Source organism: Streptomyces sp. NPDC091376 (genome assembly GCF_044757085.1).
GTDB classification, from domain to species: Bacteria; Actinomycetota; Actinomycetes; order Streptomycetales; family Streptomycetaceae; genus Streptomyces; species Streptomyces pratisoli.
The window spans coordinates 289,900-310,971 of the sequence record NZ_JBIVUF010000004.1 but is presented as its reverse complement, the minus strand read 5'-3'; the positions used below and the strand labels follow the sequence as shown (position 1 = coordinate 310,971).

Genomic DNA, 21,072 nt, shown 5'->3' with positions numbered 1-21,072 from the left:
GGGCATCACGCGCCCTTGCGGTGGTTGCTCGTACGGCAGTTGCTCAGGCGCCGGTGTTCGGTGGGGCCGCGCTGATGCCGGCCAGGGCGGATCCGGGATCGCGCGCCCTCGCCAGGTCTCCGAGCGTGACGACACCCATGGGGTGACCGTCGTCGACGACCGCGAGCCGGCGCACCCCGTACTCCCTCATGATGCTCACGGCTTCCGCGGAGTCCGCGTCGGGCCGGACGGTGAGCACGTCGGGGGTGCATACGGATCGGACCGGCATGAAGTGCGGGTCATGGCCCATCGCGACCGAACGTACCGCGATGTCACGATCCGTCAGCACACCGAGCAGCCGGTCGTCGGCGGCGACCAGCACATCGCCGACGTCCCTGTCGCGCATCAACCGGGCTGCCTCGACGAGTGACGCCTCGGGCGGGAGTGTCAGTACTCCGGCCGTCATCACGTCCTTCACCAGCTGCGTCATGGTGTCCACTCCCCTCTCCCTTCGCTGACGTACGGCGCCTGCCCCGGTTCCTCCCGGTTATCCCGGAAAAGTGGAGGAAGCTGCCGGCCATGGCCGGGCCCCCGAAGGAAAGCCCCAGGTGGGAGCCCATGTCATCACACTGAGCGACGCGATCGGATGCGTACGTGACCTCGCCGTGTTTGCCTGGCACATGGCCCCTGGCCCGTCGCCGTCAGGCGTGCGGGCACGGAAGGAGGAGCCATGAGCACAGCAGGTGAACCCGTCAGGACGTCGGAGCAGCTCCGGGTGATGGCCGAGGAACTGGCCCGTGGCGCGGAGCGCTGCAAGGACCCCGAGCACCGCGCACGACTGCGCCGCAGGGCCGAGCAGCTGCGCCGGGAGTGCGACGGCGACGGCGACGACGGCGCTCCGGACGCCCCCGCTCCGTCGCGCCACGACCAGCAGCAGCACCATCGGCGGCACGGACCGCACGGCCCCGGACCGCACAGCCCCGGACCGCACGGCCCCGGGCCGGACCGGCCGCGCGGCGCCTGACCGACAGCGCGCCTGGCCCGAGGAGGCGGCGGCCCGCCGTACCCCTGTACGGGTGCGGCGGCCGTCCGCTGCCCGGGGCGGTTCGCCCGGGTAGAATCCGGTTCGTCACGCTGGAGACGACATGACCATGTCCAATCAAGGACAGGACGAACCAAGGCCGGACGGACCGAGGCCCCACGAACCGAGGCAGGACGAACCGAGGCCCCACGAACCGGACCCGGACGCACTGACCGCCGCGGTCGCCCAGCTCACCGCCGAACTGGCCGGCCTGCGCCGGGATCTCGCACGGCGTCATCTGCTCGACCTCGCCTCGGGCGTCCTCGTCGCCCAGCGCTCCCTCACCCCCGCCGACGCCGCGGACCATTTCGCCCAGCTGGCCGAGACCACGAACGTCTCCCCGGAGGATCTCGCCGCCGACATCGTCAATGCCGCGGCCGGGCAGAGCGCACCAGGCGGGGACCGTGCAGCGAGCGGGGACATCGAAGCCGCCGCGGGGACCGGGGCCGCCGCCGCCCCGGACGAGGACAGGTCCGCGGCCCGCAGAGCACGCCTCGTCGAGGCGACGGCGGAATCGGCGGCACAGACCGGCAGCTCGGTCGACGAGATCGCCGGAACCCTGCTGGACGGCGGGATGCGGCCGCTCGGGGTCCGGGGGCTCTGGCTGTTCCGGCGTACCGAGACGGACTGCCTCCAGCTCGCCGGTCAGGCCGGAGTGAGCGCGCTGGAGGCCGCGCACTGGCGCTGGGTGCCACCGGGTACCGGCAGCACGCTGCACCGGGTGCTGGCCGAGGCGGCGCCCCTGTGGCTGCCGGCCGGTCCGCCCGAGGGCGAGCGGCTGCCGGGGCCCGCGCCGGACGCGGCCCGGGCCCTGCTGCCCCTGCGGCAGCGCGGTGTGGTGACGGGCCTCGCCCTCGTCGACTGGCCCGGGCCCACGGCCCTGGACGAGCCCGTACGACGGGCGCTGACCGGTCTGGCCGTACCGGCCGCGCGGATCCTGGACGCGGGCGTGAGCGACCCCTCGGAGTCCGGTGTGCTCGTCCCGCTCCTGGATCTGCTGACGCATCCGGCCATGGTCCTGCGCGCCGATCCGGAGACCGCGACGCTGCACGTCGAGCATCTCAACCGGCCGGCGCTGGACTCGGCGCGTCATGTGCACGGCCCGGCGGGCCGGCCGCTCGCCCAGCTGTTCCCGGCCATGCAGGCCGATCTCGTACGGCTGGCACAGATGGCCAGGGAGTCGGCGGCCCCGCAACGGGCGGCCCGGGTGCCCGTCGAGCACCGGCCCGGCGATCCCGATCCGCTGCACGACGTGCGCGTGCTGCCCGTCGGCCCCGGCCGGACCGTGGTGCTCTGGCACGGCGCCACCGACCCCGGGCTGTCCCTCAGCCGCGTGCTGGGCCGGCTGGAGAACCTGGCCGCGTTCGAGGACGACCTGATCACGGGCAAGTCCCGGTGGAGCGACCAGGCATACCGGATCTTCGGGCTCGATCCCGCCGCTCCCCCGGTGCCGCTGCGCCGGCTCGCCCCGCATCTGCACCGCGACGAGATCGGCAACCTCAACGAGCTTCTGGTGGAGCTGACGGAGCGCCGCGAAGGCGCGCACACCGTCGTGCGCGCGGTCCGCGAGGACGGCGGGCTGCGGCACGTACGGATCGCGGCCGAGCCGCTGCTGACGGGCGGGGTCCTGACCGGCATCACCGGCGTCTACCAGGACGTCTCGGCGCAGCACCACACCGAGATCGCGCTCACCGCGACCTTCGACCGGCTGACCGCCGCACAGACCCAGGCGGCTCTGCGCCACCAGCTCGTCCTCCAGCTCCAGCAGGCGATCGTCCCCGAAGTGCCCGTGCTGCAGCGCCTGCCCGGCCTCCAGGTCGCGGCGCGCTACCGGCCGGCGGCCGAGGAGTACCGCGTCGGCGGCGACTGGTACGACGTACTGCCGCTGCCCAACGGCCGGGTGCTCGTCGCCGTCGGCGACATCGCCGGGCACGGCATCGACTCGGTGACCGGCATGGTGGCGCTGCGGAACGCGCTGCGCGGGCTGGCCTTCACCGGTCATTCGCCCGCACGCCTGATGGCCTGGCTCAACGAGGTGACGCTGCACACGCACGGACGTCCGACGGCCACCGCGGTGTGCGCGCTGTACGACCCGTCGGACCGGTCGCTGTGCTGGGCGAGCGCCGGGCACCTTCCGCTGCTCCTGCTGCGTGCCGGTGAGGCCACTTTCCTCGAACCGCCGCGCAACATCCTGCTGGGGGCGGTACCGGCGGCCGAGTACACGGAGACGGTGACGCCCCTCGTGCCCGGGGACACGCTGATGCTGTACACGGACGGTCTGGTGGAGAGCCGGCGCACCGGCATCGACGAGGGGCTGGAGCGGCTGCGGCGCGCGGTGGAACGCCTGCGCCCCGGCGGACTGGACGAGCGCACCGACGCCCTGCTGGCCTCGGTCACCGGTGACACGGACGACGACACCAGCCTGGTCGTCGTCCGGCTGTCCTGACGCCGCCCCGTCTTCGCGCGTCCGCCTGCAGTCCGTCTTCGTGTGTCCCTCTGCGGCCCGTCCTCGTCTGTCCCTCCGCGGCCTGTCCTCGCGCGTCCCCTCTGCGCCCCGTCTTCGCGTGTCCCCTCTGCGGCCCGTCCGCCCTCGTCCCGGTGCGTCAGCGCCGCTTGAGCCAGCTGCGTACACGGGTGACCAGGTCGTCCGCGTCCACCGGTTTGGTGATGTAGTCGTTGGCACCTGCCGCCAGGCTCTTGGCCCGGTCGCCCGGCATGGCCTTGGCGGTCACGGCGATGACGGGGACGTCGGCGAAGCCGGGCATCCTCCGGATGGCGGCGGTGGCGGTGTAGCCGTCCATCCCGGCCATCATCACGTCCATCACGATGAGGTCCACCTCCCGGTGGGCGGTGAGCAGTTCGATGCCGGTCCGTCCGTCGTCCGCCGTGAGCACCCGCACTCCTTCGGCCTCCAGGATCTCGGTGAGCGCGTAGACATTGCGCGCGTCGTCGTCGACGATCAGGACCACCCGCCCGGCGAGCGATCCGTCGGCGGCGGGCAGGGCCGCACCGCCCGGCCGTGACGCGCCCGCCGCGATCCCGGACCCGGTGACGGGCCCCCGCGGCAGGGAGCCGCCGACGGGCACGTAGAAGGTGAACTCGCTGCCCTCGCCGAGCCGGCTCTCGGCGACGAGCACGCCGCCGAGGAGCTGGGCGACCTCGCGGCTGATGGACAGTCCGAGGCCCGTGCCGCCGTAGCGGCGGCCGGTGGTGACGGCGCCCTGCTGGAACGCGCCGAAGATGCTGTCCAGATGCTCCGGTGCGATGCCGACCCCGGTGTCCCGTACCCGGAAGGCGACCACCTGCACGCCGTGGAGCGCCTCCGGGAGCTCGTCGTCCGACGCCTTGTCGACCCGCAGTTCGACGGCGCCGCTCTCGGTGAACTTCAGCGCGTTGGACAGAAGGTTCCGCAGCACCTGCCGCAGCCGTGGTTCGTCGGTGGTGATCTCGGCGGGGACTCCCGGCGCGGTGACGACCCGGAAGTCCAGGTCGCGCTCGCTCGCCAGGGGGCGGAACGTCATCTCGACGTACTCCAGCAGCCGGTGCAGGGAGAGCGGCTCGCGGTGGACGTCCATCTTCCCCGCCTCGACCTTGGACAGATCGAGGATGTCGTTGATCAGCTGCAGCAGGTCGGAACCCGCGGAGTGGATGACCTCGGCGTAGTCGACCTGCTTCTCCGTCAGATTGCCCTCGGGGTTCTGGGCGAGCAACTGGGCAAGGATGAGCAGGCTGTTGAGCGGGGTGCGCAGCTCATGGCTCATGTTGGCGAGGAACTCGGACTTGTACATCGAGGTGCGGGAGAGCTGTTTGGCCCGCTCCTCCAGCTCCTGCCTGGCCTGCTCGATCTCCAGGTTCTTCCGTTCGATGTCCCGGTTGCGGTCGGCCAGCAGGGCCGCCTTCTCGGCGAGTTCGGCGTTGGAGCGCTGGAGCTCCTCCTGGCGTGCCTGCAACTCCTGGGAGCGGGTGCGCAGTTCGGAGGTCAGCCGCTGAGACTGGTCCAGCAGCTCATCGGTACGGGCATGGGCGATGAGCGAGCTGACGATGACACCGACGGTCTCGACGAACTGGTCGAGGAAGTCGCGGTGGATGCCGGTGAAAGGGCGCAACGAGGCGAGTTCCACGGCGCCGAGCACCTGGCCCTCGACCAGGATCGGCAGCACGATCAGGGCCGCGGGCGTCCCGGCGCCGAGACCGGAGGAGATCGTGACGTAGCCGGGCGGCAGATCGTCGACGGCGATGGTGCGGCCGCTGAGCGCGGCCTGGCCCACCAGGGACTCGCCGAGCCGGAAGCGGGCGGGCCGCTCGGACGCTCTCGTGGGCGGGGCACCGTAGGCGGCGGTCATGACGAGTTGGGGGCCCTCGCCCTCCTCCTCGGCGTCATGGCCGGCGTTCTCCGCGTACTCGGCGTACTCGGCCAGGAAGAACGCGCCGTACTGCGCCGAGACCAGCGGCGGCACCTCCTCCATGATCACGTGGGCGACCTGGGCGGGGTCGCGACTGCTCTGCATCAGGCCCACGAGGCGGGCCAGATTCGTCTTCAGCCAGTCCTGTTCCTCGTTGGCGCGGGTGGTGGCGCGCAGCGACTCGACCATCGCGTTGATGTTGTCCTTGAGATCGCCGACCTCTCCCGGCGCCTCGACCGCGATCGACCGGGTGAGGTCGCCCTCGGCGACGGCGCTGGTCACCTCGGCGATCGCGCGGACCTGGCGGGTGAGGTTCCCGGCCAGCTCGTTGACGTTCTCGGTGAGCCGCTTCCAGGTGCCGGAGACGCCCTCGACCTCGGCCTGGCCGCCGAGCCGCCCCTCGCTGCCCACCTCGCGGGCGACGCGGGTGACCTCCGCGGCGAACGACGACAGCTGGTCGACCATCGTGTTGATGGTCGTCTTCAGCTCCAGGATCTCGCCGCGCGCGTCCACGTCGATCTTGCGTGTCAGATCGCCCTGTGCGACGGACGTGGTGACCTGGGCGATGTTGCGCACCTGGTTGGTCAGGTTGATCGCCATCGAGTTGACGTTGTCGGTGAGGTCCTTCCAGGTGCCGGACACTCCGCGCACGGTCGCCTGCCCGCCCAGGTTGCCCTCGGTGCCCACTTCGCGGGCGACCCGGGTGACCTCCTCGGCGAAGGAGGAGAGCCGTTCGACCATCGTGTTGATGGTCTCCTTCAGCTCCAGGATCTCGCCGCGCGCGTCGACCCGGATCTTCCGGGTCAGATCTCCGCGGGCGACGGCGGAGGCGACCTGGGCGATCGACCGCACCTGGGAGGTGAGGTTGTCGGCCATGGTGTTCACGCCGGTGGTGAGTTCCTGCCAGACGCCGCCGACGCCCTTCACCCGGGCATGGCCGCCGAGCCGGCCCTCGCCGCCGACCTCGCGGGCGACCCGGGTGACCTCCGCGGTGACCAGCGAGAGCTGGTCGACCATGCCGTTGTACACGCCGGCGATCTCGCCCATGATGCCGTCGGCCTCGTCGGGCAGCCGGGCGGAGAAGTCGCCGTCGCGTACGGCCGTGAGTCCGGCCAGGAGCTTTCTGAGCCCTTCTTCGCTCAGCGCCGCCGGTGGCCGGACCTCTTCCCGTTCCTGGTCCCGCAGCGGGGGCCGAGAGTGACCGGATGCGTCCATCGCCGACCTCGTGTGTCGCTCGTCCGGCGTCTTGTGTCCACTACCGACTGTCGCACGTGGCGTCCGGGTCGGCGCCCCGGATACGGTCAGGGCCGCCGTGGTGCCGCGACCTCCGCCCACACCGTCTTTCCCGAGCCGTGCGGCACCGAGCCCCAGTCTCGGGCGAGCCTCGCCAGCACGACCAGTCCGTGTCCGCCGGGCACCGCGGGGTCGGCATGCGGGCGCGGCCGCGGCGGCACCGGGCTGGCGTCGGTGACCTCGATACGGAGCCGGTCGGGCGTGCAGTGCAGCACCAGCTCCAGCGGCCCTCCGGCGTGCAGACAGGCGTTGGTGACCAGCTCGGACACGACCATCAGCACGTCCTCGGCGATGGCCCGCCGCTCGTCGTCCCAGGTCACCGGGGCGTCCAGGGTCTCGTTCCAGGCGCTCTCGTTCCAGGACCGTTCGTCCCAGCCCCCGTACTCGTCGGGGGCGAACTCGACGCGTGCCGTGCCGTTCTCCGCCGCGTCGTGCGGGCCGCCGTGCGGGCCGTATCCGGCGCCGTCGGGCGGGAGCCAGTCCCAGTCGGCCAGGGCCGTGGCGCTGAAGTCCCGGCAGCGCCCGACCACGCCGCGGGTCCCGGAGAGGACGAGTCTGCGGGTCTGTCCCTGTGCGGGAAGGGCCGCGCTCACGACTACTCCTGCCGGGGCCCCGCGAGGGCCTCCGCGAGGCTCGCGTACCGAGGGAAGACCGCTCCGGCACCGGTGATCGCGAGCATCCGGGCCACCTGGGGCCGAAGCGCCGCAAGCTCCACCCGGGCCTCGTTCTCCTGCGCCGCGAGCCGCGCGCGCAGCAGCACGTTCAGGCCGGTGGAGTCGCAGAACAGCAACCCGCCGCAGTCGACGAGGATGCGCCGCGCGCCGCTCGCGACCGCCTCGTCCAGGGCGGTGCGCAGCGGTTCGGCCGTGTCGTGGTCGAGCTCCCCCGCGACCGCGAGCACCACGATGTCCGGCTCCGGGCCCGGCCGCGTCTCGACCGTGAACCGGCCCCCGCCGGTGCTCGCCGGCCAACCGTCCTGTGCTGACACCATGCCCGGTTCTCCTGGTCCGTCCGTCCGGCCTGACGGTGACACACCGACTATGACATCGGCCGCCGCGCCTCGCTTGCGCTGGGCGGCCGGCGACCGCCCACCGCCGGGACCCGGTGCGGAACCAGGAGTGCGCCTAGCCCCCTGGACCTGCGTCCGCCGGCCGCGGCCGCTTCGGATTCACCCGGTTCGACCAGTGCGTACGCGTTCCGCCGCGTCGCCCCGCCGCCGGGCCCTCGACGATGCCAGCGCGCCGCGGCCTCCTCGTCGGTCGGTTCGTTCGGCCGGGTACTCGGCGTCCCGTGCGGCGACCACCCCACGCTCGCATGGCTAGTCTGAGATACCCGTCGGTTCCTCTCATGAGCGGCGAAAGCTGGCGCATCCGATGAATTCAACTCCCGACTTCGAGCTGCTGGCCGTGACGATCCAGGTGGAGGGCCGCCCCGACATGCCCGTACGCCTGGCGCCCGCGCCGGAGCGCGGCAGTGAGCCGCCGCCCGCGCCGCTGGTGCTCAGGGAGGGCGCGGAGTTCCGGGTGGGGCTGAAGTTCGCCGTCGGGTCGGGGTACGACCTGGCGGGGCTGCGCTTCATCGACGAACGCACGCGGCAGGGCGTGACGGTCGGCCACCAGGAGATCCTGCTGGGCGACTACCGGCACGGCGGGCCGTACGAGATCGTGCTGCCGCCGGAGCGGCTGCCGATCGGGCATATGGCCAGGGACGTCTACCAGGTCACCGGCACCTTCGTGGACAAGGAGGGGCGGGTGCTGGGCTGCGAGACCCACAGCTTCGAGATCACGAAGGACTGGCCGCACTGACGTCCGCGGTCGCCGTCCGCAGTCGCCGACGGCAGTCGCGGACGGAGCTGACTGGGCCGGCGGAGCTGACGGCCTCGCTGGCGGCTTCGCCGACGGCCTCGCTGGGGGCCTCGCCGGCCTACGGGGTGGCCGAGACCGATGAAACGGACACGGACCTCGCACCGGGCTTCTGCGCCGTGCGCCCCCGGGCGCGGGTCATGGCGACGCCGGCGAGCACGGTGAGCATGCCGAGGACGACGCGCGGACCGATCGCCTCGCCGAGCACCACCGCGCCGAGCGCGACCGAGACGACCGGCAGCAGATACCCCACGGTGGCGGCACTGGTGGCACCCTCGTCCGCGATCAGGCGGTAGTTGAGGAAGAACGTGAGGCCGGTGCCGAAGATCCCGAGGACGACGACGGCGACGAGTGCCGTCGCGTCGGCCCGCACCGGCGCGAGTCCGCCCGCGGCGGGGAGCGCGAGAATGCTCAGGCCGCTCGCGGTGACGAGCTGGGCCGCCGAGAGCGCGAGGGGCTCCGTGCCTCTGCCGGTGAGGGTGCGCCCCATGTAGGCGAAGGCCGCGGCGTAGCTGACTGCCGCGCCCAGGAGGGCGAGGGCGCCCCAGCCGAACAGGCCGGACCGCTGCCAGGGGGCGAAGATCAGCAGCGTTCCCGCGAATCCGAGCACGAGTCCGCCCAGCCGGACGGGACGCGGCCCGCGTTCCGTGCCGAGCCCGATGCCGATCAGCAGTGACCACAGCGGGGTCGTCGCGTTCAGGACGCCGGCCACCGAGGAGTCGACCGTCTGCTCGCCGAGGCCGAACAGGAAGAACGGCAGGGCGTTGCACAGGAACGCGGCGACGACGAGGTGACCCCAGGTCCGCCTGTCGCGCGGCAGGCGGGCGCCGGACGCGAGGGCGATGGCGAGCAGGACCACCGCGCCCAGCACACAGCGGGCCACGGTGATCTGCAGCGGCGACAGGCCATGGTTGAGGGCCAGTTTGATCCAGAGGAAGCCCGATCCCCACAACAGGGCGAGCACGCCCATCCGCATCGCCGTTCCCCGACTGCCGCTCGTCATGCCCTGTCTCCCCTGCCCGGTGTCCGACGTCCCGTCGCCATCGCTCTCCCGGGCAACCGTCCCGCACCACATTCGACAGGACAAGTGAAAAGTACTGCACACACCATTAACCTGTACTGCATGCTCGATGTGAGGCGCATGCAGGTCCTGAGGGCGGTCGTCAGCAGCGGATCGGTCACGGCGGCGGCCGGTCGGCTGGGATACACCCCGTCCGCCGTCAGTCAGCAGGTCGCCGCCCTGGAGAAGGAGGCGGGTGCGGCACTGCTCGAACGCGTCGGCAGGGGCGTGCGGCCCACGGCGGCCGGGCTGCTGCTCACCGAGCACGCCGCCGCCATCAGCCGCCAGGTCGCCGAGGCGGAGACGGCGCTGGCCGATCTCAAGGAGGGCCGCACGGGGCGGCTTTCGGTGCGCTACTTCGCCACGGTCGGCGCCCCGCTGGTCGCTCCCGCGCTCGCACGGCTGCGGCGCGACCATCCGGGTGTCCAGGTGGAGCTGAAGCTGTCCGACCCCGTGGACCCGCTGCCGGAGGTGGCGCAGGGGCAGGCCGACGTGGCCCTCGTGGTGCGGCCGCACGGCCGGTCCGTGGACGGCATCCGGCTGGAGCACCTGCTGGACGACCCGTACCGCGCCGTCCTGCCCAAGGGACACCGGCTGGCCACCAGACGCGTCGTCGACCTGGCCGACCTCGCCGACGAGCCCTGGGTGGGCAGCGAACGGCCCGGCCCGTGTCTCGACGCGGTGACCGACGCCTGCGCCGCTGCCGGGTTCAGCCCGGCGTTCGTCGTCGACAGCGAGGACTACGCCACTGCCCAGGGCTTCGTCGCGGCCGGACTCGGCATCGGCATGATCCCCCTGACCGGGCTGCGCGCCCCGCATCCGGGTGTCGTCGTACGCAAGGTCCGCCGGCCCGAGCCGGTGCGAGCCGTGCACGCGGCCGTGCGCGAGACGGCGCCGGCCGCGCCCGCGCTGCGCGGACTGCTCGACGCGCTCAAGGACGCGGCCGTTCAGTAGCGATGTCGGGCGAGCGACGTCGGGAGCGCGATGCCGGGCGAGCGATGCCGGGAGCGGCTCGGCGGCGGCGTCAGAAGCGGTGCTCGAACCTCGCGAACGCTGCCTCCAGGCGCCATTGGAGCGCTGGGACTACAGGGCGGCGGCACGGCGGTCATCGACGCGTCGACACACAGCCCGTCCTCGCCGGCGAGCCGGATCAGGAACTCGGTGGGGGCGGCGCCGGAAAGGTGGTGGTGCAGATCGCCACCCTTGGGCAGGGCGCGGAAGAAGGCGCGCAGCGCCTCGGGGCGGTCCCGCACGGAGTCCAGGTACGAGGAGACGCGCCGCTTCGCGCGCGTCTCCGGCCGCGGCGCGGGGGCCTGCGCGGGCCGAGCCGCGGCGGGGAGCGCGGGCAGCAGCGACAGAACGGCGAGACAGCCGAGGCCGGCGTGGAGCGGGGCGGTGCGACGGCACGCCGCCCGCAGGCGGTGGGAGTTCACGCCGCAAGGTGATCAGCGGGGTGCCGCAGGGACAGGGCGACAGGCTGACCGGCGCGGACCTTTACCCGGCCGTGTGACCGCCCGGAGGCATCGCTCGTCCTGGGGTGCCGCGCGGGTGTGCCCTCCGCCCGGCGGGAGCCCGTCGGAGACCTGGACGGGCTCGTCACCCGTCCGGCCGTGCGCCCAGGGGGCGGACGGCTCACGATGGGCTTGAGGCGAACGGAGGCCCAGGATGAGCAACTCTTCGATCCGTATGACAACGGCGCTGTCGGCCGAGCACCGTGCCCGGCTGCTGGAGACGGCGAGGGACGTCAAGTTTCGCGAGGGAGCCCGTGTCTTCGAGGAAGGCCGTCTGGCCGACCGCTTCTGGATCATCCGGTCCGGCACCGTCACCCTGGACATCCATGTCCCGGGCCGCCGGCCGGCCGTGATCGAGAACCTCGGCTTCGGTGAACTCGTGGGCTGGTCCTGGCTGTTCCCGCCGTACGTCTGGCAGCTGGGGGCCGAGGCCATGACCCCGGTGCGCGCCCAGGAGTTCGACGCGGTGACCATCCGGCTGCTGATGGACGCCGATCCCGCCTTCGGCTCGGCGATCGGCCACTGGGTCGGCAGGGTGCTCGCGCACCGGCTGCACTCCGCCCGGATCCGGCTGCTGGACCTGTACGCCCCGTACGGAAGCGGTCTCACACCGTGACCCTGGCCGCCTCGTCAGGGGCGCGGCCTGGCCGGCCGGTCCGTACGGTGTGACGACTATTCTGTGCGGAACATCCCACGCCGGACGGAGCGCGCAGATGATCGGCAAACTGCTGCCTCCGCCGATCGCGGCCTCCGAGCTGTTCGGCGATCCGCCGGCGGTCGGGATGTTCCCCGAGGAACGGGAACTCGTGGCGAACGCCGTTCCCGAGCGGCAGCGGGAGTTCGGCACGGTACGGGTGTGTGCGCGCAAGGCCCTGGAAGAGCTGGGGTTCGCGCCCGCGCCGATCCTTCCCGGGCCCGGCAGGGCGCCCCAGTGGCCGCCCGGCGCCGTCGGAGCCCTGACGCACTGCAAGGGCTACCGGGCCGCCGCCGTGGCACGTTCGTCCGAGGTGCTGACGATCGGCGTGGACGCGGAGCCGCATCTGCCGCTTCCGGACGAGGGCGTACGCGATCTCGTGACCCTGCCGCAGGAGCGGGCGGCGCTGACGCGGCTGGGTGCGCTGCGGCCGGAAGTCTGCTGGGACAGGCTCCTGTTCAGCGCCAAGGAGAGCGTCTACAAGGCGTGGTACCCGCTGGCCGGCCGCTGGCTGGACTTCGAGGAGGCGGTCATCACGATCGACCCCGACGACGCCTCGTTCCACGCCCGGCTGCTGGTCGAGGGTCCGGTGGTGGAGGGACGACGGCTGTCCGGCTTCGACGGACGTTGGCTGGTCGAGTCGGGCCTGGTGGTCACGGCGATCGCGGTCATGCGCTGACGGCTGCCCCGAGCACCTTCGCGGTTCCTGTTGATCCCGGCCGGGACGTGTGAGGCGCTTGACGGGACATAGGCGAAGCCCCGGCCGGTGAACAGCACCAGGCCGGAGCTTGCCCCGTATTCACAGCCGTCCCTGCATCTCCTCGCGCGGCGTCACCACGGTAAGGCGCTCCGGCTGCCGCGAAGTCCACTGCCCCGGCCCGGACTCCGGTCGCAGCACCCAGACCGCGCCACCGCGCACATCCGTCACGACGCCGCGCCTGTTGGCGTCCGTGTCATGGATCAAGTCGCCCACCCAGGGCTTCCGCTCGCCGGTCATCCGCGTTCCCCACCGTGCAGTTCCGCCCACACCTGCTTGCCCCACGGCAGCGAATCGGTGCCCCAGTCCTTCGCCGGCGTTGCCACGAGCACGAGGCCGCGTCCGCTCTCGTCCTCTTCGTACGGCTCCCGAGGCTCAGGTAATCGCTTCGACCTGTCCACGACGCCGATGCGCACCCGCGTCGCCTCGGGCCGGGTGACCGTGACCCGAATCGAATGGCTCCGCACGTGCCGGACGGCGTTGGACACCAGCTCGGAAACGATCAGGGCCCCGTCGTCGCCCAAGTCGTCCAGGCCCCAGGCAGCCAGTGCGACGCGCACCAGGCGCCGGGCTGTGCCCGCACTCTCGGGCTCGCGCGGCAGAGTCTCGCTGTACCCGGGATAGCCAGTGGGACGCGCCCGGGTCGCAGGTTGCGGCATGTCGGTCTGCTCTCTCAGATCGGCCGAGCCCCGGGGCTGTTCACGCGGCCGCCGGGGCACTGTCCTCTCATGTAAGCGACATGCCGGGGACGCTCACAGGGGCGTAACGTCCCACTTTCACCACGCTATTCACCGACCCCCAGGAACTCTGCCAACGGCCGGAGCCCCGTCGGGTGGTTGGGGAGTGACCACAGGTCGCGCACGATGGCCACGGCCAACGTGTGGTGCTGCATCCACGTCGGCGCCACCCGCCGCAGCGACTCCAGAGTCTTCACCGCTCCAACGGCGTCCCCGATGTCCGTGTGGGCCCGGGCCACGTCCAGAAGAAGCCACGTCCGCCACGACGGCGGGGTGTCCTTGCTCAGCCGCATCCCCTTGGCCAGGGACAAGGCATCTTGCGGATGTCCGTACTGAACGGCGAGACGGACGCGTTCGATGCGGACAGATGACGGACTGAAGACGCTGACCATACGGTTGTCGCCGGCGTCGGGCAGCTTTGAGACCCGAGCGGCTTCCTTCTCCGCCGTCTCCATCATCTGCGCGGCGCGCTCGTAGTCGCCGCTTCGCGCAGCGGACGTGGCGGCGCTCATGGTCAGCGCGCCCCACACCTTCAGTCCGTCCGCGGTCTGGGTCCGCCCTGCGTCCGCCATGTCGTCGGCGGCGCGTAGCGCGATGCTCAATGCGTCTTCCAGTCGTCCTTGCCGCTGATAGGTCCACGCCGTGGAATTGACGATCATCGGCAGAAGCAGCGGATCGGACGACTGTCCCGCAGCGTCTATCGCACGCTCCAGACTCGTGAGGGCCAGGTCCGTCTTGCCCATGCGCACGGCGACGTGCCCGGCGAGCTGAAGCGCCTTGCCCAGCGCCGCGAAACCGGCTCTGCGATCGTCGTCGTCGCCCGAGGCCATGGCGGTGCGCGCGTCCGAGATCATGTCCGGGAGCGCCTTCATCACGGTGTCGAACTCGGCGGCGTGGTACTGCGTCCAGCCGTCCGCGATCTGTTCGCGCAGACGGGCCGACGAGAAGTCGGGACCTGGCGGCTCCGGCTCCGGACCCCAGAGCGCGGGCATGATGGCGCGGCGCACGGCCACGAAGCGCGGTCCGTCGTTCTCGCCTGTGGAGGCGACCGCAGGAGGGTCTCCCAGGAGCGTGGTCAGCTCCACACCGAGACCGTTGGCCAATGCGTGCAGCGTGGGGAGGCGCGCCGAGTGCTTCCTCCCTTGTTCGAGCTGACGGATGACATCAACTGACACGCCAGAGCGTTCGGCCAGCTCTTCCTGCGTCAGGGAGGCCAGCCGGCGCAAGCGGCGCAGGGTCCGTCCCAGGTCTTCGTTTGCCACGCTGCCACCGTACGCCGCCACGCTTTGTCAGCAGCCCGGGTTATCGCCACTGCAGGACGGAGCCGGGCTGCTGAGCCGAGCGACGGATGCCTGCGCAGTCAGCTACTCCGGTTCGTTCGTCTACAGCGCCGCGTGGGTCTGCATGCACCCCGACCAGCAGTCCGTGGAGGCGGGTTCAGAGAATCAGAGAAGCTGGCCGACTGCTCAGCCGATCTTGATCGACGGCGCTTGCGGGGGACAGTGCAACGAAGGCCCCTGGTAACGATGAAGGGCCTTGCCCCGCCGAAGCGAGAACAAGGCCCTGATCTGGGCTCCAAGCCCTTCTTGCACCGTCGGGACGACAGGATTTGAACCTGCGACCCCTTGACCCCCAGTCAAGTGCGCTACCAAGCTGCGCCACGTCCCGATGCGCGCGTCCGCGGAGCTGGCTCCTGCCGAGCGCGCAAGAGAACATTACCTCAATCCGCGCCCGGTATGGCCACGTGGGTCCTCGTCGCGCGCGCCCTGCCTGCGGTTCTGCCGGTCCGCCCGCGGCGAGTGACAATCGGGGGCGTGAACAGGACGCCGAGGGATCGCGATACCGAGGGCCGGGCGCGCAGCGCACGCCCGCGTGACGGGCTGGGGCGGCCACTGCCGTACGGGGAGGCAGGCGTCGCCCGGCAGCCGGAGGGCGTGGTCCGCTCACCGCGGGAGACCCTGGCCGAGGCCCAGCGGCTGCTGGACGCTGGGATGCCGTTCCACGCCCATGAGGTGCTGGAGGACGCCTGGAAGTCCGGGCCGGACGAGGAACGCGGGCTGTGGCGGGGCCTGGCGCAGCTGGCCGTGGGGCTCACCCATGCCGCCCGCGGCAATGCGACGGGCGGCGCGGCCCTGCTGACCCGCGGGGCGGGGTCCATCGCACCGTTCGCGGCCGCGCGGCCGTACGGGATCGACATCGGCGGGCTGATCGGCTGGGCGGAGGGGCTGGCCGGCGAACTGCGCCGCGACGGGGGCACGGTGCCCGCGGCCGGGCGGGCGCCCCGGCTGCGCGGGCGCTGAGGGACCGGACACGGAGAGAGGCGGCGTGACACAGTCCGCAAAAGATCTTGTGGGGAGTCTCGGCACCGATGTCGAGAACGCGGGACGTGCTTCTACCTACCCGTGAGAGCGTCGCGAGGGCGCCCCGCGGAAGCCCGGAGACCCGTGTAGAACACCCAATCCGGGCCGCGCGTGGGCGGCGGCGCGTCACGTCCGACGTGTGACCCGGTGCCGCGGCGCGTCACGTCCGACGTGTGACCCGGTGCCGCGGCGCGTCACGTCCGACGTGTGACCCGGTGCCGCGGCGCGGCCGTGTCGTCGGCGTCCCGGGGCTGCCGGGGTGCCAGGCCCGGCGCCAGAGCCAGGGTGACCGCGACCGATGCCACGGCCATGACCGTCATCGCCGTCGCGGGCGAGGTGAACTGCGCAAGGGTGCCCGCGAGCACGGCGGCGACGCCCTGCATCGTGAGCATGCCGGAGGTGTGCAGGCCGAGGGCGTGTCCGCTCAGTTCGTGCGGCGTCAGCGCCATCAGGCGTTCCTGGAGCAGCAGGCTCGCCGCGTAGCCGACACAGGCGATGGCGACGGCCGCCATGGCGAGCGGCAGTGGCGGGTGAAGGGCGAAGACGAGGAACGGGACGGCGAGCAGCAGGCGCAGCGGAGCGCCGAGCCGTTCCCGCCACCGTGCCGGGACGAAGCGGCCGAGCACGGTGTCCCCGAACAGCATGCCGATCGACGCCGAGGCGAAGAGGAGCCCGGCGTGCGCGGGCGCGTACGGGACGAAGAGCGCTTCGCAGCCGACGATCAGCCCGTTGGGCACCCAGAGAGCGAGATAGACGTAGCGGCGCGGCCCGGACGACCAGAGCAGTGCGTTGTTCCGCCAGGTCCTGCCGATCGACGGCCGCTCGGTCGTACGTGGCGGCCGCCGGGTGAGGCCGAACCGCGCGACGGCCGCGGCGGCCAGGTACAGAGCCGCGCCGGTGAGCAGCGTGCCGCGCGGCGAGAGCACGGTGACCAGTGCTCCGGCGACCGCGTATCCGCAGATCTGCATCGTGCCGACGGACATGTTGAGGACGGAACGGCCGAGCAGATAGCCGTCGGTCGTGAGGATCTCGTTGAGCAGTCCGCCCCGGACGCCGCCGCCGACGGCCGCGATCGTCCCCAGGCCGAAGAGGATCGCGAAGAGTGCCCACACCGGCAGCCCGGGAACGGCCATGGCGGCGGTGGCCAGGCCGAAGACGAGCGCCATCGCCGTCAGGGCGGCGCGCGGCGGCAGCCGGTCGGCGGCCGCGAGCAGTGTGGTGGCACCGAGCACCTGGGCGAGCGAGGGCCCGAACATGGCCAGGGCGGAGAGCAGTGGCGACCCGGTCGCCGAGTGGACCAGCGTGCCCATGGCCAGCCCGCTCACGGTCGAGGCCGCGATCTGCGTGGTGGTGTTCAGGAACAGCGGGGTGAACTCCGGGGTGCGGAACAGCTCTCGGTAGGTGCGCATGCCGGGGAGTCTCGTGCGCCCGCGCACGGCGGCGTTACTGTTTCGCGGGGAGGCGAAACGATGGGCTGGTGGCAGGTCGGTGCGGACACGCTCGCGGGCAGCCGCTTCGTCGTCTCACCACTGGCCGAGGCCACGGCGAGCCTGATGGCCTTGGAGCGGGGCACGGCCGCGCATCCGGGCGAGCGCGCATGGCTCGACGCCCATCTGGCCGCGTATCAGCAGCGGTTGGCCGCCGATCCGGTCACGGCGCTGCTCGTGCGGGCGGCTTTGGGGCACAGATGGACCGCCGACTTCCTCACGCCGGCACCCGCCGGGCAGGGGCCGCTGGGCGCCGGGCCCGCGTTCGAGGAGGAGCTGGTGCGGATACGCGACACTCCTGCCGACACCGCCCGCGCGGACCTCGAGGTGTCGCTGGGCGGCCCGCTTCCCCGCGCACTGCGCGACGACGGCCTCCCGGAGCGCGCGGCGGCTCTGCTGGAGTGGGTGTGGGCGGAGGCCGTGCTGCCGTACTGGCCCCGGCGCCGGCGGATCATCGAGGCCGATGTCGCCGCGCGGACGGGGCAGTTGAGCCAGGGTGGCTGGGCCGCCGTCCTGGACGGCATGCGCCCCGGGATGGGCTGGCTCGGCGAGGGCCGGCTGCAGATCAATCCGTACGACAACCCGCCTCGCGAGATCTCCGGGGCGCAGCTGTCGTTCGTCCCCGTCACTCCGCGCCACGGCTGGGTCGCCTGGGACCAGCCGCACCGCTACGCGGTGGTGTACCCGTGCGCGGGCGTGCTGGCCGGGCCGCTCGGGGCGGCGGTGCCCGAGTCGCTGGGCCGGCTTCTCGGGCCCGCGCGGGCGGGTGTGCTGGTCCTTCTCTGTACGCCGATGAGCACGACGCAGCTGGTGGCGCTGACCGGCCAGGGTCTGGGGTCGGTGGGCCGCCATCTCAAGGTGCTGCTCGACGCGGGACTGGTCGGGCGCAGGCGGGCCGGGCGGTCGGTGCTCTACCACCGTACGGCCGCGGGTGAGGTCCTGGTGAAGGCGCAGGAGGACGGGTGAGCGGCGTCAGCCGATGTGGAACAGCGGGCCGGTGAGGGTCAGCCCGAGGTCGTGGCCCGCGTAGGAGAAGAAGGCGAGCAGCATCAGTGCGGCGCCGCCGAGCGCGGTGTCCTTCAGGAACATGATCTGCTCCGTCGGACGTGTCTGGGGATCGGTCTCCTTCCAGAACGGGTGCATCAGCACGGCGGTCGGGAAGAGGAAGACCGCGATCAGCAGACAGCCCAGGTCCGCCCAGATGCCGAGGACCAGGCTCAGCCCCGCAAGGAGGAGCAGCACCCCGCTCGCCACGGTGGCGGCCACCGGAGCGGGCAGGCCCTTGGAGGCGGCGTAGGCGCCCATCTCCCTGGAATGGGTGAGGTGCCCCACGGCGGAGGAGAGGAAGACCACCGCGAAGAGAATGCGGCCGATCAGTACCAGGACATCCATACCTGCCTCCCGGAATCGTTGGCGACGGCCCGGCCCGGCGGAAGCGGAGCGATGACCTCCGGAATCCGCGCGACGGCCTTCGACCGCGCTGTCTCTCCGTATCGCCCCTGCCCATTGTCCCTCGCTCCGGGCGAGGAAACAGGTCACGCGGTGTCCACGCTCCGGGCGAGGAAACAGGCCACGCGGTGTCCACGCTCCGGGCGAGGAAACAGGCCACGCGGTGTCCACGCTCCGGGCGAGCAAACAGGCCACGCGGTGTCGCCGTGGGCGTGACCCGCGGCCGTGCCGCCGCCCGGCCCCGGGTGGCCGCGCGGGGGGTGACAAGGGTTTTCCCCGTATCGGGTTCATCTCGCCTTTCCCTACTGTCTGCCGCACCGGCGGATTCCGGCCTCTGACGCTTAGCTGTCAGGTGCATGTAAATCTCGGCTTTCGTCCGGTGACGGCTCTTGACCAGGGGCCGTCGCGCCGGCGGCGGCGCGCGGGCGACCCGGCCCGGGGGACCACGGATCGCACCCCCACAGCGAACCGCGGTACCCATGCGCCGCCCGCCCGCGCTCCGCACCGTCATGTGAAAGGGAACACCTTGAACGGTTCCGGACGGAGACTCATATCCATCGTGGCCGCGAGTGCCACGATCGTGGGTGTCGCCGCCACCTCCACCGTGGCGTTCGCCGCCGCCCCGGGGGAAGACTCGCCGAAGCCCGCCCCGGCTTCGCGCTCCCTGACGACGCTGCCCTCCTCGCCCGTCGAGAAGGTCATCGTCACCTACAAGTCCCGGTCGGCCGAGGCCGGTTCGAACACGGCGGCCGCGGGGGACGCCAGGACCAAGGGCGCCGAGACGGGTGAGAGCCTGAAGTTCGAGCGCCGCCTCGCCGGCGGCGCCGCCCTGGTGGACCTGGGCGGCGAGGCCTCGAAGAAGGACCTCACCGAGGTCATGGACGCCTTCCGCGCCGATCCTTCCGTCGCCTCCGTGGAGCCCGACATCCGCGCCTATGCGATGGCGGTCACCCCGAACGACACCGAGTACGCCAAGCAGTGGGACCTGTTCGAGGCCACCGGCGGCATGAACGTGCCGACCGCCTGGGACAAGACCACGGGCAGCGGGGTCACCGTCGCCGTCATCGACACCGGCTACGCCGCCCACTCGGACCTGGCCGCCAACGTCGTCTCCGGCTACGACTTCATCTCCGCCTCCGCCGACGCGCGTGACGGGAACGGCCGTGACGCGGACGCCAAGGACGAGGGCGACTGGAACGCCACCGACGGCGAGTGCGGACTCGGCTCCACCGCGGGCGACTCCTCCTGGCACGGTACGCATGTCGCGGGCACCATCGCCGCGACGACCGGCAACGGCAAGGGCGTCGCGGGCATCGCCTACGGCGCGAAGGTCCAGCCGGTGCGGGTGCTCGGCAAGTGCGGCGGCGCGTCCTCGGACATCGCCGACGCGATCACCTGGGCGTCCGGCGGCAGCGTCCCGGGCGTCCCGGCGAACCCGACCCCGTCGAAGGTCATCAACCTGAGCCTCGGCGGCGCCAGCTCCACCTGCCCGAGCGTCTACCAGAACGCCATCAACGGCGCCGTCTCGCGCGGCACCACCGTGGTCGTCGCGGCCGGCAACAGCAACGCCAACGCCTCGGGCTTCACCCCGGCCAACTGCGCCAACATCATCAACGTGGCGTCGACCAGCCGTGAGGGCAACCGGTCGTTCTACTCGAACTACGGCAGCATCGTCGATGTCGCCGCGCCCGGCGGTGAGACCCGCCGTGCCACCGACACGCCCGGTACCGTCACCACGCCCCAGAACGGCATCCTCTCCACGCTGAACTCGGGCGCCACCACCCAGGCCGCCGAGAACTACAAGCCCTACCAGGGCACTTCGATGGCCGCACCGCACATCGCCGGGCTCGCCGCCCTGCTGGAGTCGGCCAAGCCCGCGCTCACCCCGGCCGAGATCGAGTCCGCGATCAAGGCCAACGCCCGTCCGCTGCCCGGCACCTGCAGCGGAGGCTGCGGCACCGGTGTCGCGGACGCCGCGAAGACCGTCAACGCCGTCACCGGCACCACCCCCGGCGGTACGACGTTCACCAACGGCACGGACGTCGCGATCGGCGACAACGCGACGGCCTCGTCCTCGATCGCCGTCACCGGCCGCACCGGCAACGCCCCCGCCGCCCTCAAGGTCGACGTGGACATCAAGCACACCTGGCGCGGGGACCTGGTCGTCGACCTGGTCGCCCCGGACGGCACCGTGCGCAACCTGAAGTCCTCGTCCGGTTCGGACAGCGCCGACAACGTCATCGCGACGTACACGGTCGATGCTTCCAGCGAGGTCGCCAACGGAACCTGGCAGCTGCGGGTCCGCGATGTGGCATCGGGTGACACCGGCTACATCAACTCCTGGAGTCTCACTTTCTGAGACACTGGTCAGATCGGCATCATCGCTGGTCAGGGGCGCG

The 21,072-nt window shown here is 72.1% G+C and carries 20 protein-coding genes and 1 tRNA gene; 9 read left to right on the top strand and 12 right to left on the bottom strand.

Features of this window, described 5'->3' with window-relative positions:
* Positions 1 to 43: 43 nt before the first annotated feature.
* Positions 44 to 469, bottom strand: coding sequence for a CBS domain-containing protein (locus ACIQMR_RS11490; protein WP_401385183.1), 426 nt, complete (start codon positions 467 to 469; stop codon positions 44 to 46).
* Positions 470 to 709: 240 nt separating this feature from the next.
* Between ACIQMR_RS11490 and ACIQMR_RS11485 the strand changes: the two genes are divergently transcribed.
* Complete coding sequence (locus ACIQMR_RS11485) at positions 710 to 1,003, top strand: DUF6381 family protein (protein ID WP_401385182.1); 294 nt, start codon at positions 710 to 712, stop codon at positions 1,001 to 1,003.
* 121 nt (positions 1,004 to 1,124) lie between these two features.
* Positions 1,125 to 3,506: a SpoIIE family protein phosphatase gene (locus ACIQMR_RS11480; RefSeq protein ID WP_401385181.1), complete on the top strand. Its 2,382-nt coding sequence runs from the start codon at positions 1,125 to 1,127 to the stop codon at positions 3,504 to 3,506.
* A 157-nt stretch (positions 3,507 to 3,663) separates the two neighbouring features.
* Here the strand turns inward: ACIQMR_RS11480 and ACIQMR_RS11475 are convergent, their stop codons facing one another.
* The 3 genes from ACIQMR_RS11475 to ACIQMR_RS11465 all read right to left on the bottom strand — a co-directional run bounded on the left by ACIQMR_RS11475 (position 3,664) and on the right by ACIQMR_RS11465 (position 7,747).
* Positions 3,664 to 6,678 carry a HAMP domain-containing protein gene (locus ACIQMR_RS11475; protein WP_401385180.1) on the bottom strand — a complete coding sequence of 1,005 codons (3,015 nt, stop codon included), beginning with the start codon at positions 6,676 to 6,678 and terminating at the stop codon, positions 3,664 to 3,666.
* An 86-nt stretch (positions 6,679 to 6,764) separates the two neighbouring features.
* Positions 6,765 to 7,349: an ATP-binding protein gene (locus tag ACIQMR_RS11470; protein WP_401385179.1), complete on the bottom strand. Its 585-nt coding sequence runs from the start codon at positions 7,347 to 7,349 to the stop codon at positions 6,765 to 6,767.
* A gap of 2 nt (positions 7,350 to 7,351) precedes the next feature.
* On the bottom strand, positions 7,352 to 7,747 hold the full coding sequence (locus tag ACIQMR_RS11465) for an STAS domain-containing protein (RefSeq protein WP_401385178.1): 396 nt from the start codon (positions 7,745 to 7,747) through the stop codon (positions 7,352 to 7,354).
* 382 nt (positions 7,748 to 8,129) lie between these two features.
* On the opposite strand from ACIQMR_RS11465, the gene ACIQMR_RS11460 reads away from it, so the two are divergent.
* Positions 8,130 to 8,561: a hypothetical protein gene (locus tag ACIQMR_RS11460; protein ID WP_401385177.1), complete on the top strand. Its 432-nt coding sequence runs from the start codon at positions 8,130 to 8,132 to the stop codon at positions 8,559 to 8,561.
* Between the two features lie 118 nt (positions 8,562 to 8,679).
* Here the strand turns inward: ACIQMR_RS11460 and ACIQMR_RS11455 are convergent, their stop codons facing one another.
* A complete protein-coding gene (locus ACIQMR_RS11455; protein WP_401385176.1) occupies positions 8,680 to 9,621 on the bottom strand; it encodes a DMT family transporter in 942 nt (313 codons plus the stop codon).
* A gap of 120 nt (positions 9,622 to 9,741) precedes the next feature.
* Here ACIQMR_RS11455 and ACIQMR_RS11450 point away from each other — a divergent pair, with 120 nt between their 5' ends.
* The gene (locus ACIQMR_RS11450) at positions 9,742 to 10,632 is read left to right on the top strand and encodes a LysR family transcriptional regulator (RefSeq protein WP_401385175.1); all 891 of its coding nucleotides are present in this window, start codon (positions 9,742 to 9,744) and stop codon (positions 10,630 to 10,632) included.
* On the opposite strand, the gene ACIQMR_RS11445 is transcribed toward ACIQMR_RS11450, so the two are convergent.
* Positions 10,626 to 11,111 (bottom strand): hypothetical protein, encoded by a 486-nt coding sequence (locus ACIQMR_RS11445; protein ID WP_401385174.1) that lies wholly within the window; start codon positions 11,109 to 11,111, stop codon positions 10,626 to 10,628. The two genes, ACIQMR_RS11450 and ACIQMR_RS11445, sit on opposite strands and share 7 nt — an antisense overlap.
* A 232-nt stretch (positions 11,112 to 11,343) precedes the next feature.
* On the opposite strand from ACIQMR_RS11445, the gene ACIQMR_RS11440 reads away from it, so the two are divergent.
* Together ACIQMR_RS11440 and ACIQMR_RS11435 are read left to right on the top strand one after the other, a co-directional pair.
* Positions 11,344 to 11,805 (top strand): Crp/Fnr family transcriptional regulator, encoded by a 462-nt coding sequence (locus ACIQMR_RS11440; protein ID WP_401385173.1) that lies wholly within the window; start codon positions 11,344 to 11,346, stop codon positions 11,803 to 11,805.
* Between the two features lie 97 nt (positions 11,806 to 11,902).
* Positions 11,903 to 12,562 carry a 4'-phosphopantetheinyl transferase gene (locus tag ACIQMR_RS11435; RefSeq protein WP_401385172.1) on the top strand — a complete coding sequence of 220 codons (660 nt, stop codon included), beginning with the start codon at positions 11,903 to 11,905 and terminating at the stop codon, positions 12,560 to 12,562.
* 120 nt (positions 12,563 to 12,682) lie between these two features.
* On the opposite strand, the gene ACIQMR_RS11430 is transcribed toward ACIQMR_RS11435, so the two are convergent.
* The 4 genes from ACIQMR_RS11430 to ACIQMR_RS11415 form a co-directional block, all read right to left on the bottom strand.
* Positions 12,683 to 12,880 (bottom strand): hypothetical protein, encoded by a 198-nt coding sequence (locus ACIQMR_RS11430; protein ID WP_401385171.1) that lies wholly within the window; start codon positions 12,878 to 12,880, stop codon positions 12,683 to 12,685.
* A complete protein-coding gene (locus ACIQMR_RS11425; RefSeq protein ID WP_401385170.1) occupies positions 12,877 to 13,299 on the bottom strand; it encodes an ATP-binding protein in 423 nt (140 codons plus the stop codon). Before ACIQMR_RS11425 ends, ACIQMR_RS11430 begins: the two co-directional genes overlap by 4 nt.
* 125 nt (positions 13,300 to 13,424) lie before the next feature.
* Positions 13,425 to 14,639 carry a helix-turn-helix domain-containing protein gene (locus ACIQMR_RS11420; RefSeq protein WP_401385169.1) on the bottom strand — a complete coding sequence of 405 codons (1,215 nt, stop codon included), beginning with the start codon at positions 14,637 to 14,639 and terminating at the stop codon, positions 13,425 to 13,427.
* A gap of 332 nt (positions 14,640 to 14,971) precedes the next feature.
* Positions 14,972 to 15,045: transfer RNA gene (locus tag ACIQMR_RS11415), tRNA-Pro, on the bottom strand.
* A 146-nt stretch (positions 15,046 to 15,191) separates the two neighbouring features.
* Here ACIQMR_RS11415 and ACIQMR_RS11410 point away from each other — a divergent pair.
* A complete protein-coding gene (locus ACIQMR_RS11410; RefSeq protein ID WP_401385168.1) occupies positions 15,192 to 15,677 on the top strand; it encodes a DUF309 domain-containing protein in 486 nt (161 codons plus the stop codon).
* Between the two features lie 254 nt (positions 15,678 to 15,931).
* On the opposite strand, the gene ACIQMR_RS11405 is transcribed toward ACIQMR_RS11410, so the two are convergent.
* Entirely contained in the window at positions 15,932 to 17,146 is a 1,215-nt protein-coding gene (locus tag ACIQMR_RS11405) for an MFS transporter (RefSeq protein ID WP_401385167.1), read from the bottom strand.
* 60 nt (positions 17,147 to 17,206) lie between these two features.
* Here ACIQMR_RS11405 and ACIQMR_RS11400 point away from each other — a divergent pair, with 60 nt between their 5' ends.
* Positions 17,207 to 18,190: an ArsR family transcriptional regulator gene (locus ACIQMR_RS11400; RefSeq protein ID WP_401385166.1), complete on the top strand. Its 984-nt coding sequence runs from the start codon at positions 17,207 to 17,209 to the stop codon at positions 18,188 to 18,190.
* Between the two features lie 6 nt (positions 18,191 to 18,196).
* Here ACIQMR_RS11400 and ACIQMR_RS11395 read toward each other — a convergent pair whose 3' ends face one another.
* Positions 18,197 to 18,616, bottom strand: a complete 420-nt coding sequence (locus ACIQMR_RS11395; protein WP_401385165.1) for a DoxX family membrane protein — start codon at positions 18,614 to 18,616, stop codon at positions 18,197 to 18,199.
* A gap of 616 nt (positions 18,617 to 19,232) precedes the next feature.
* Here ACIQMR_RS11395 and ACIQMR_RS11390 point away from each other — a divergent pair.
* The gene (locus ACIQMR_RS11390; RefSeq protein ID WP_401385164.1) at positions 19,233 to 21,032 is read left to right on the top strand and encodes a S8 family peptidase; all 1,800 of its coding nucleotides are present in this window, start codon (positions 19,233 to 19,235) and stop codon (positions 21,030 to 21,032) included.
* Positions 21,033 to 21,072 lie beyond the last annotated feature (40 nt).

Coding starts and splice junctions, on each gene's coding strand:
- ACIQMR_RS11440 (WP_401385173.1), top strand. CDS start 11,344: ATGAGCAACTCTTCGATCCGTATGACAACGGCGCTGTCGGCCGAGCAC.
- ACIQMR_RS11465 (WP_401385178.1), bottom strand. CDS start 7,747: ATGGTGTCAGCACAGGACGGTTGGCCGGCGAGCACCGGCGGGGGCCGG.
- ACIQMR_RS11480 (WP_401385181.1), top strand. CDS start 1,125: ATGACCATGTCCAATCAAGGACAGGACGAACCAAGGCCGGACGGACCG.
- ACIQMR_RS11425 (WP_401385170.1), bottom strand. CDS start 13,299: ATGCCGCAACCTGCGACCCGGGCGCGTCCCACTGGCTATCCCGGGTAC.
- ACIQMR_RS11490 (WP_401385183.1), bottom strand. CDS start 469: ATGACGCAGCTGGTGAAGGACGTGATGACGGCCGGAGTACTGACACTC.
- ACIQMR_RS11435 (WP_401385172.1), top strand. CDS start 11,903: ATGATCGGCAAACTGCTGCCTCCGCCGATCGCGGCCTCCGAGCTGTTC.
- ACIQMR_RS11395 (WP_401385165.1), bottom strand. CDS start 18,616: ATGGATGTCCTGGTACTGATCGGCCGCATTCTCTTCGCGGTGGTCTTC.
- ACIQMR_RS11485 (WP_401385182.1), top strand. CDS start 710: ATGAGCACAGCAGGTGAACCCGTCAGGACGTCGGAGCAGCTCCGGGTG.
- ACIQMR_RS11475 (WP_401385180.1), bottom strand. CDS start 6,678: ATGGACGCATCCGGTCACTCTCGGCCCCCGCTGCGGGACCAGGAACGG.
- ACIQMR_RS11400 (WP_401385166.1), top strand. CDS start 17,207: ATGGGCTGGTGGCAGGTCGGTGCGGACACGCTCGCGGGCAGCCGCTTC.
- ACIQMR_RS11460 (WP_401385177.1), top strand. CDS start 8,130: ATGAATTCAACTCCCGACTTCGAGCTGCTGGCCGTGACGATCCAGGTG.
- ACIQMR_RS11405 (WP_401385167.1), bottom strand. CDS start 17,146: ATGCGCACCTACCGAGAGCTGTTCCGCACCCCGGAGTTCACCCCGCTG.
- ACIQMR_RS11450 (WP_401385175.1), top strand. CDS start 9,742: ATGCTCGATGTGAGGCGCATGCAGGTCCTGAGGGCGGTCGTCAGCAGC.
- ACIQMR_RS11430 (WP_401385171.1), bottom strand. CDS start 12,880: ATGACCGGCGAGCGGAAGCCCTGGGTGGGCGACTTGATCCATGACACG.
- ACIQMR_RS11455 (WP_401385176.1), bottom strand. CDS start 9,621: ATGACGAGCGGCAGTCGGGGAACGGCGATGCGGATGGGCGTGCTCGCC.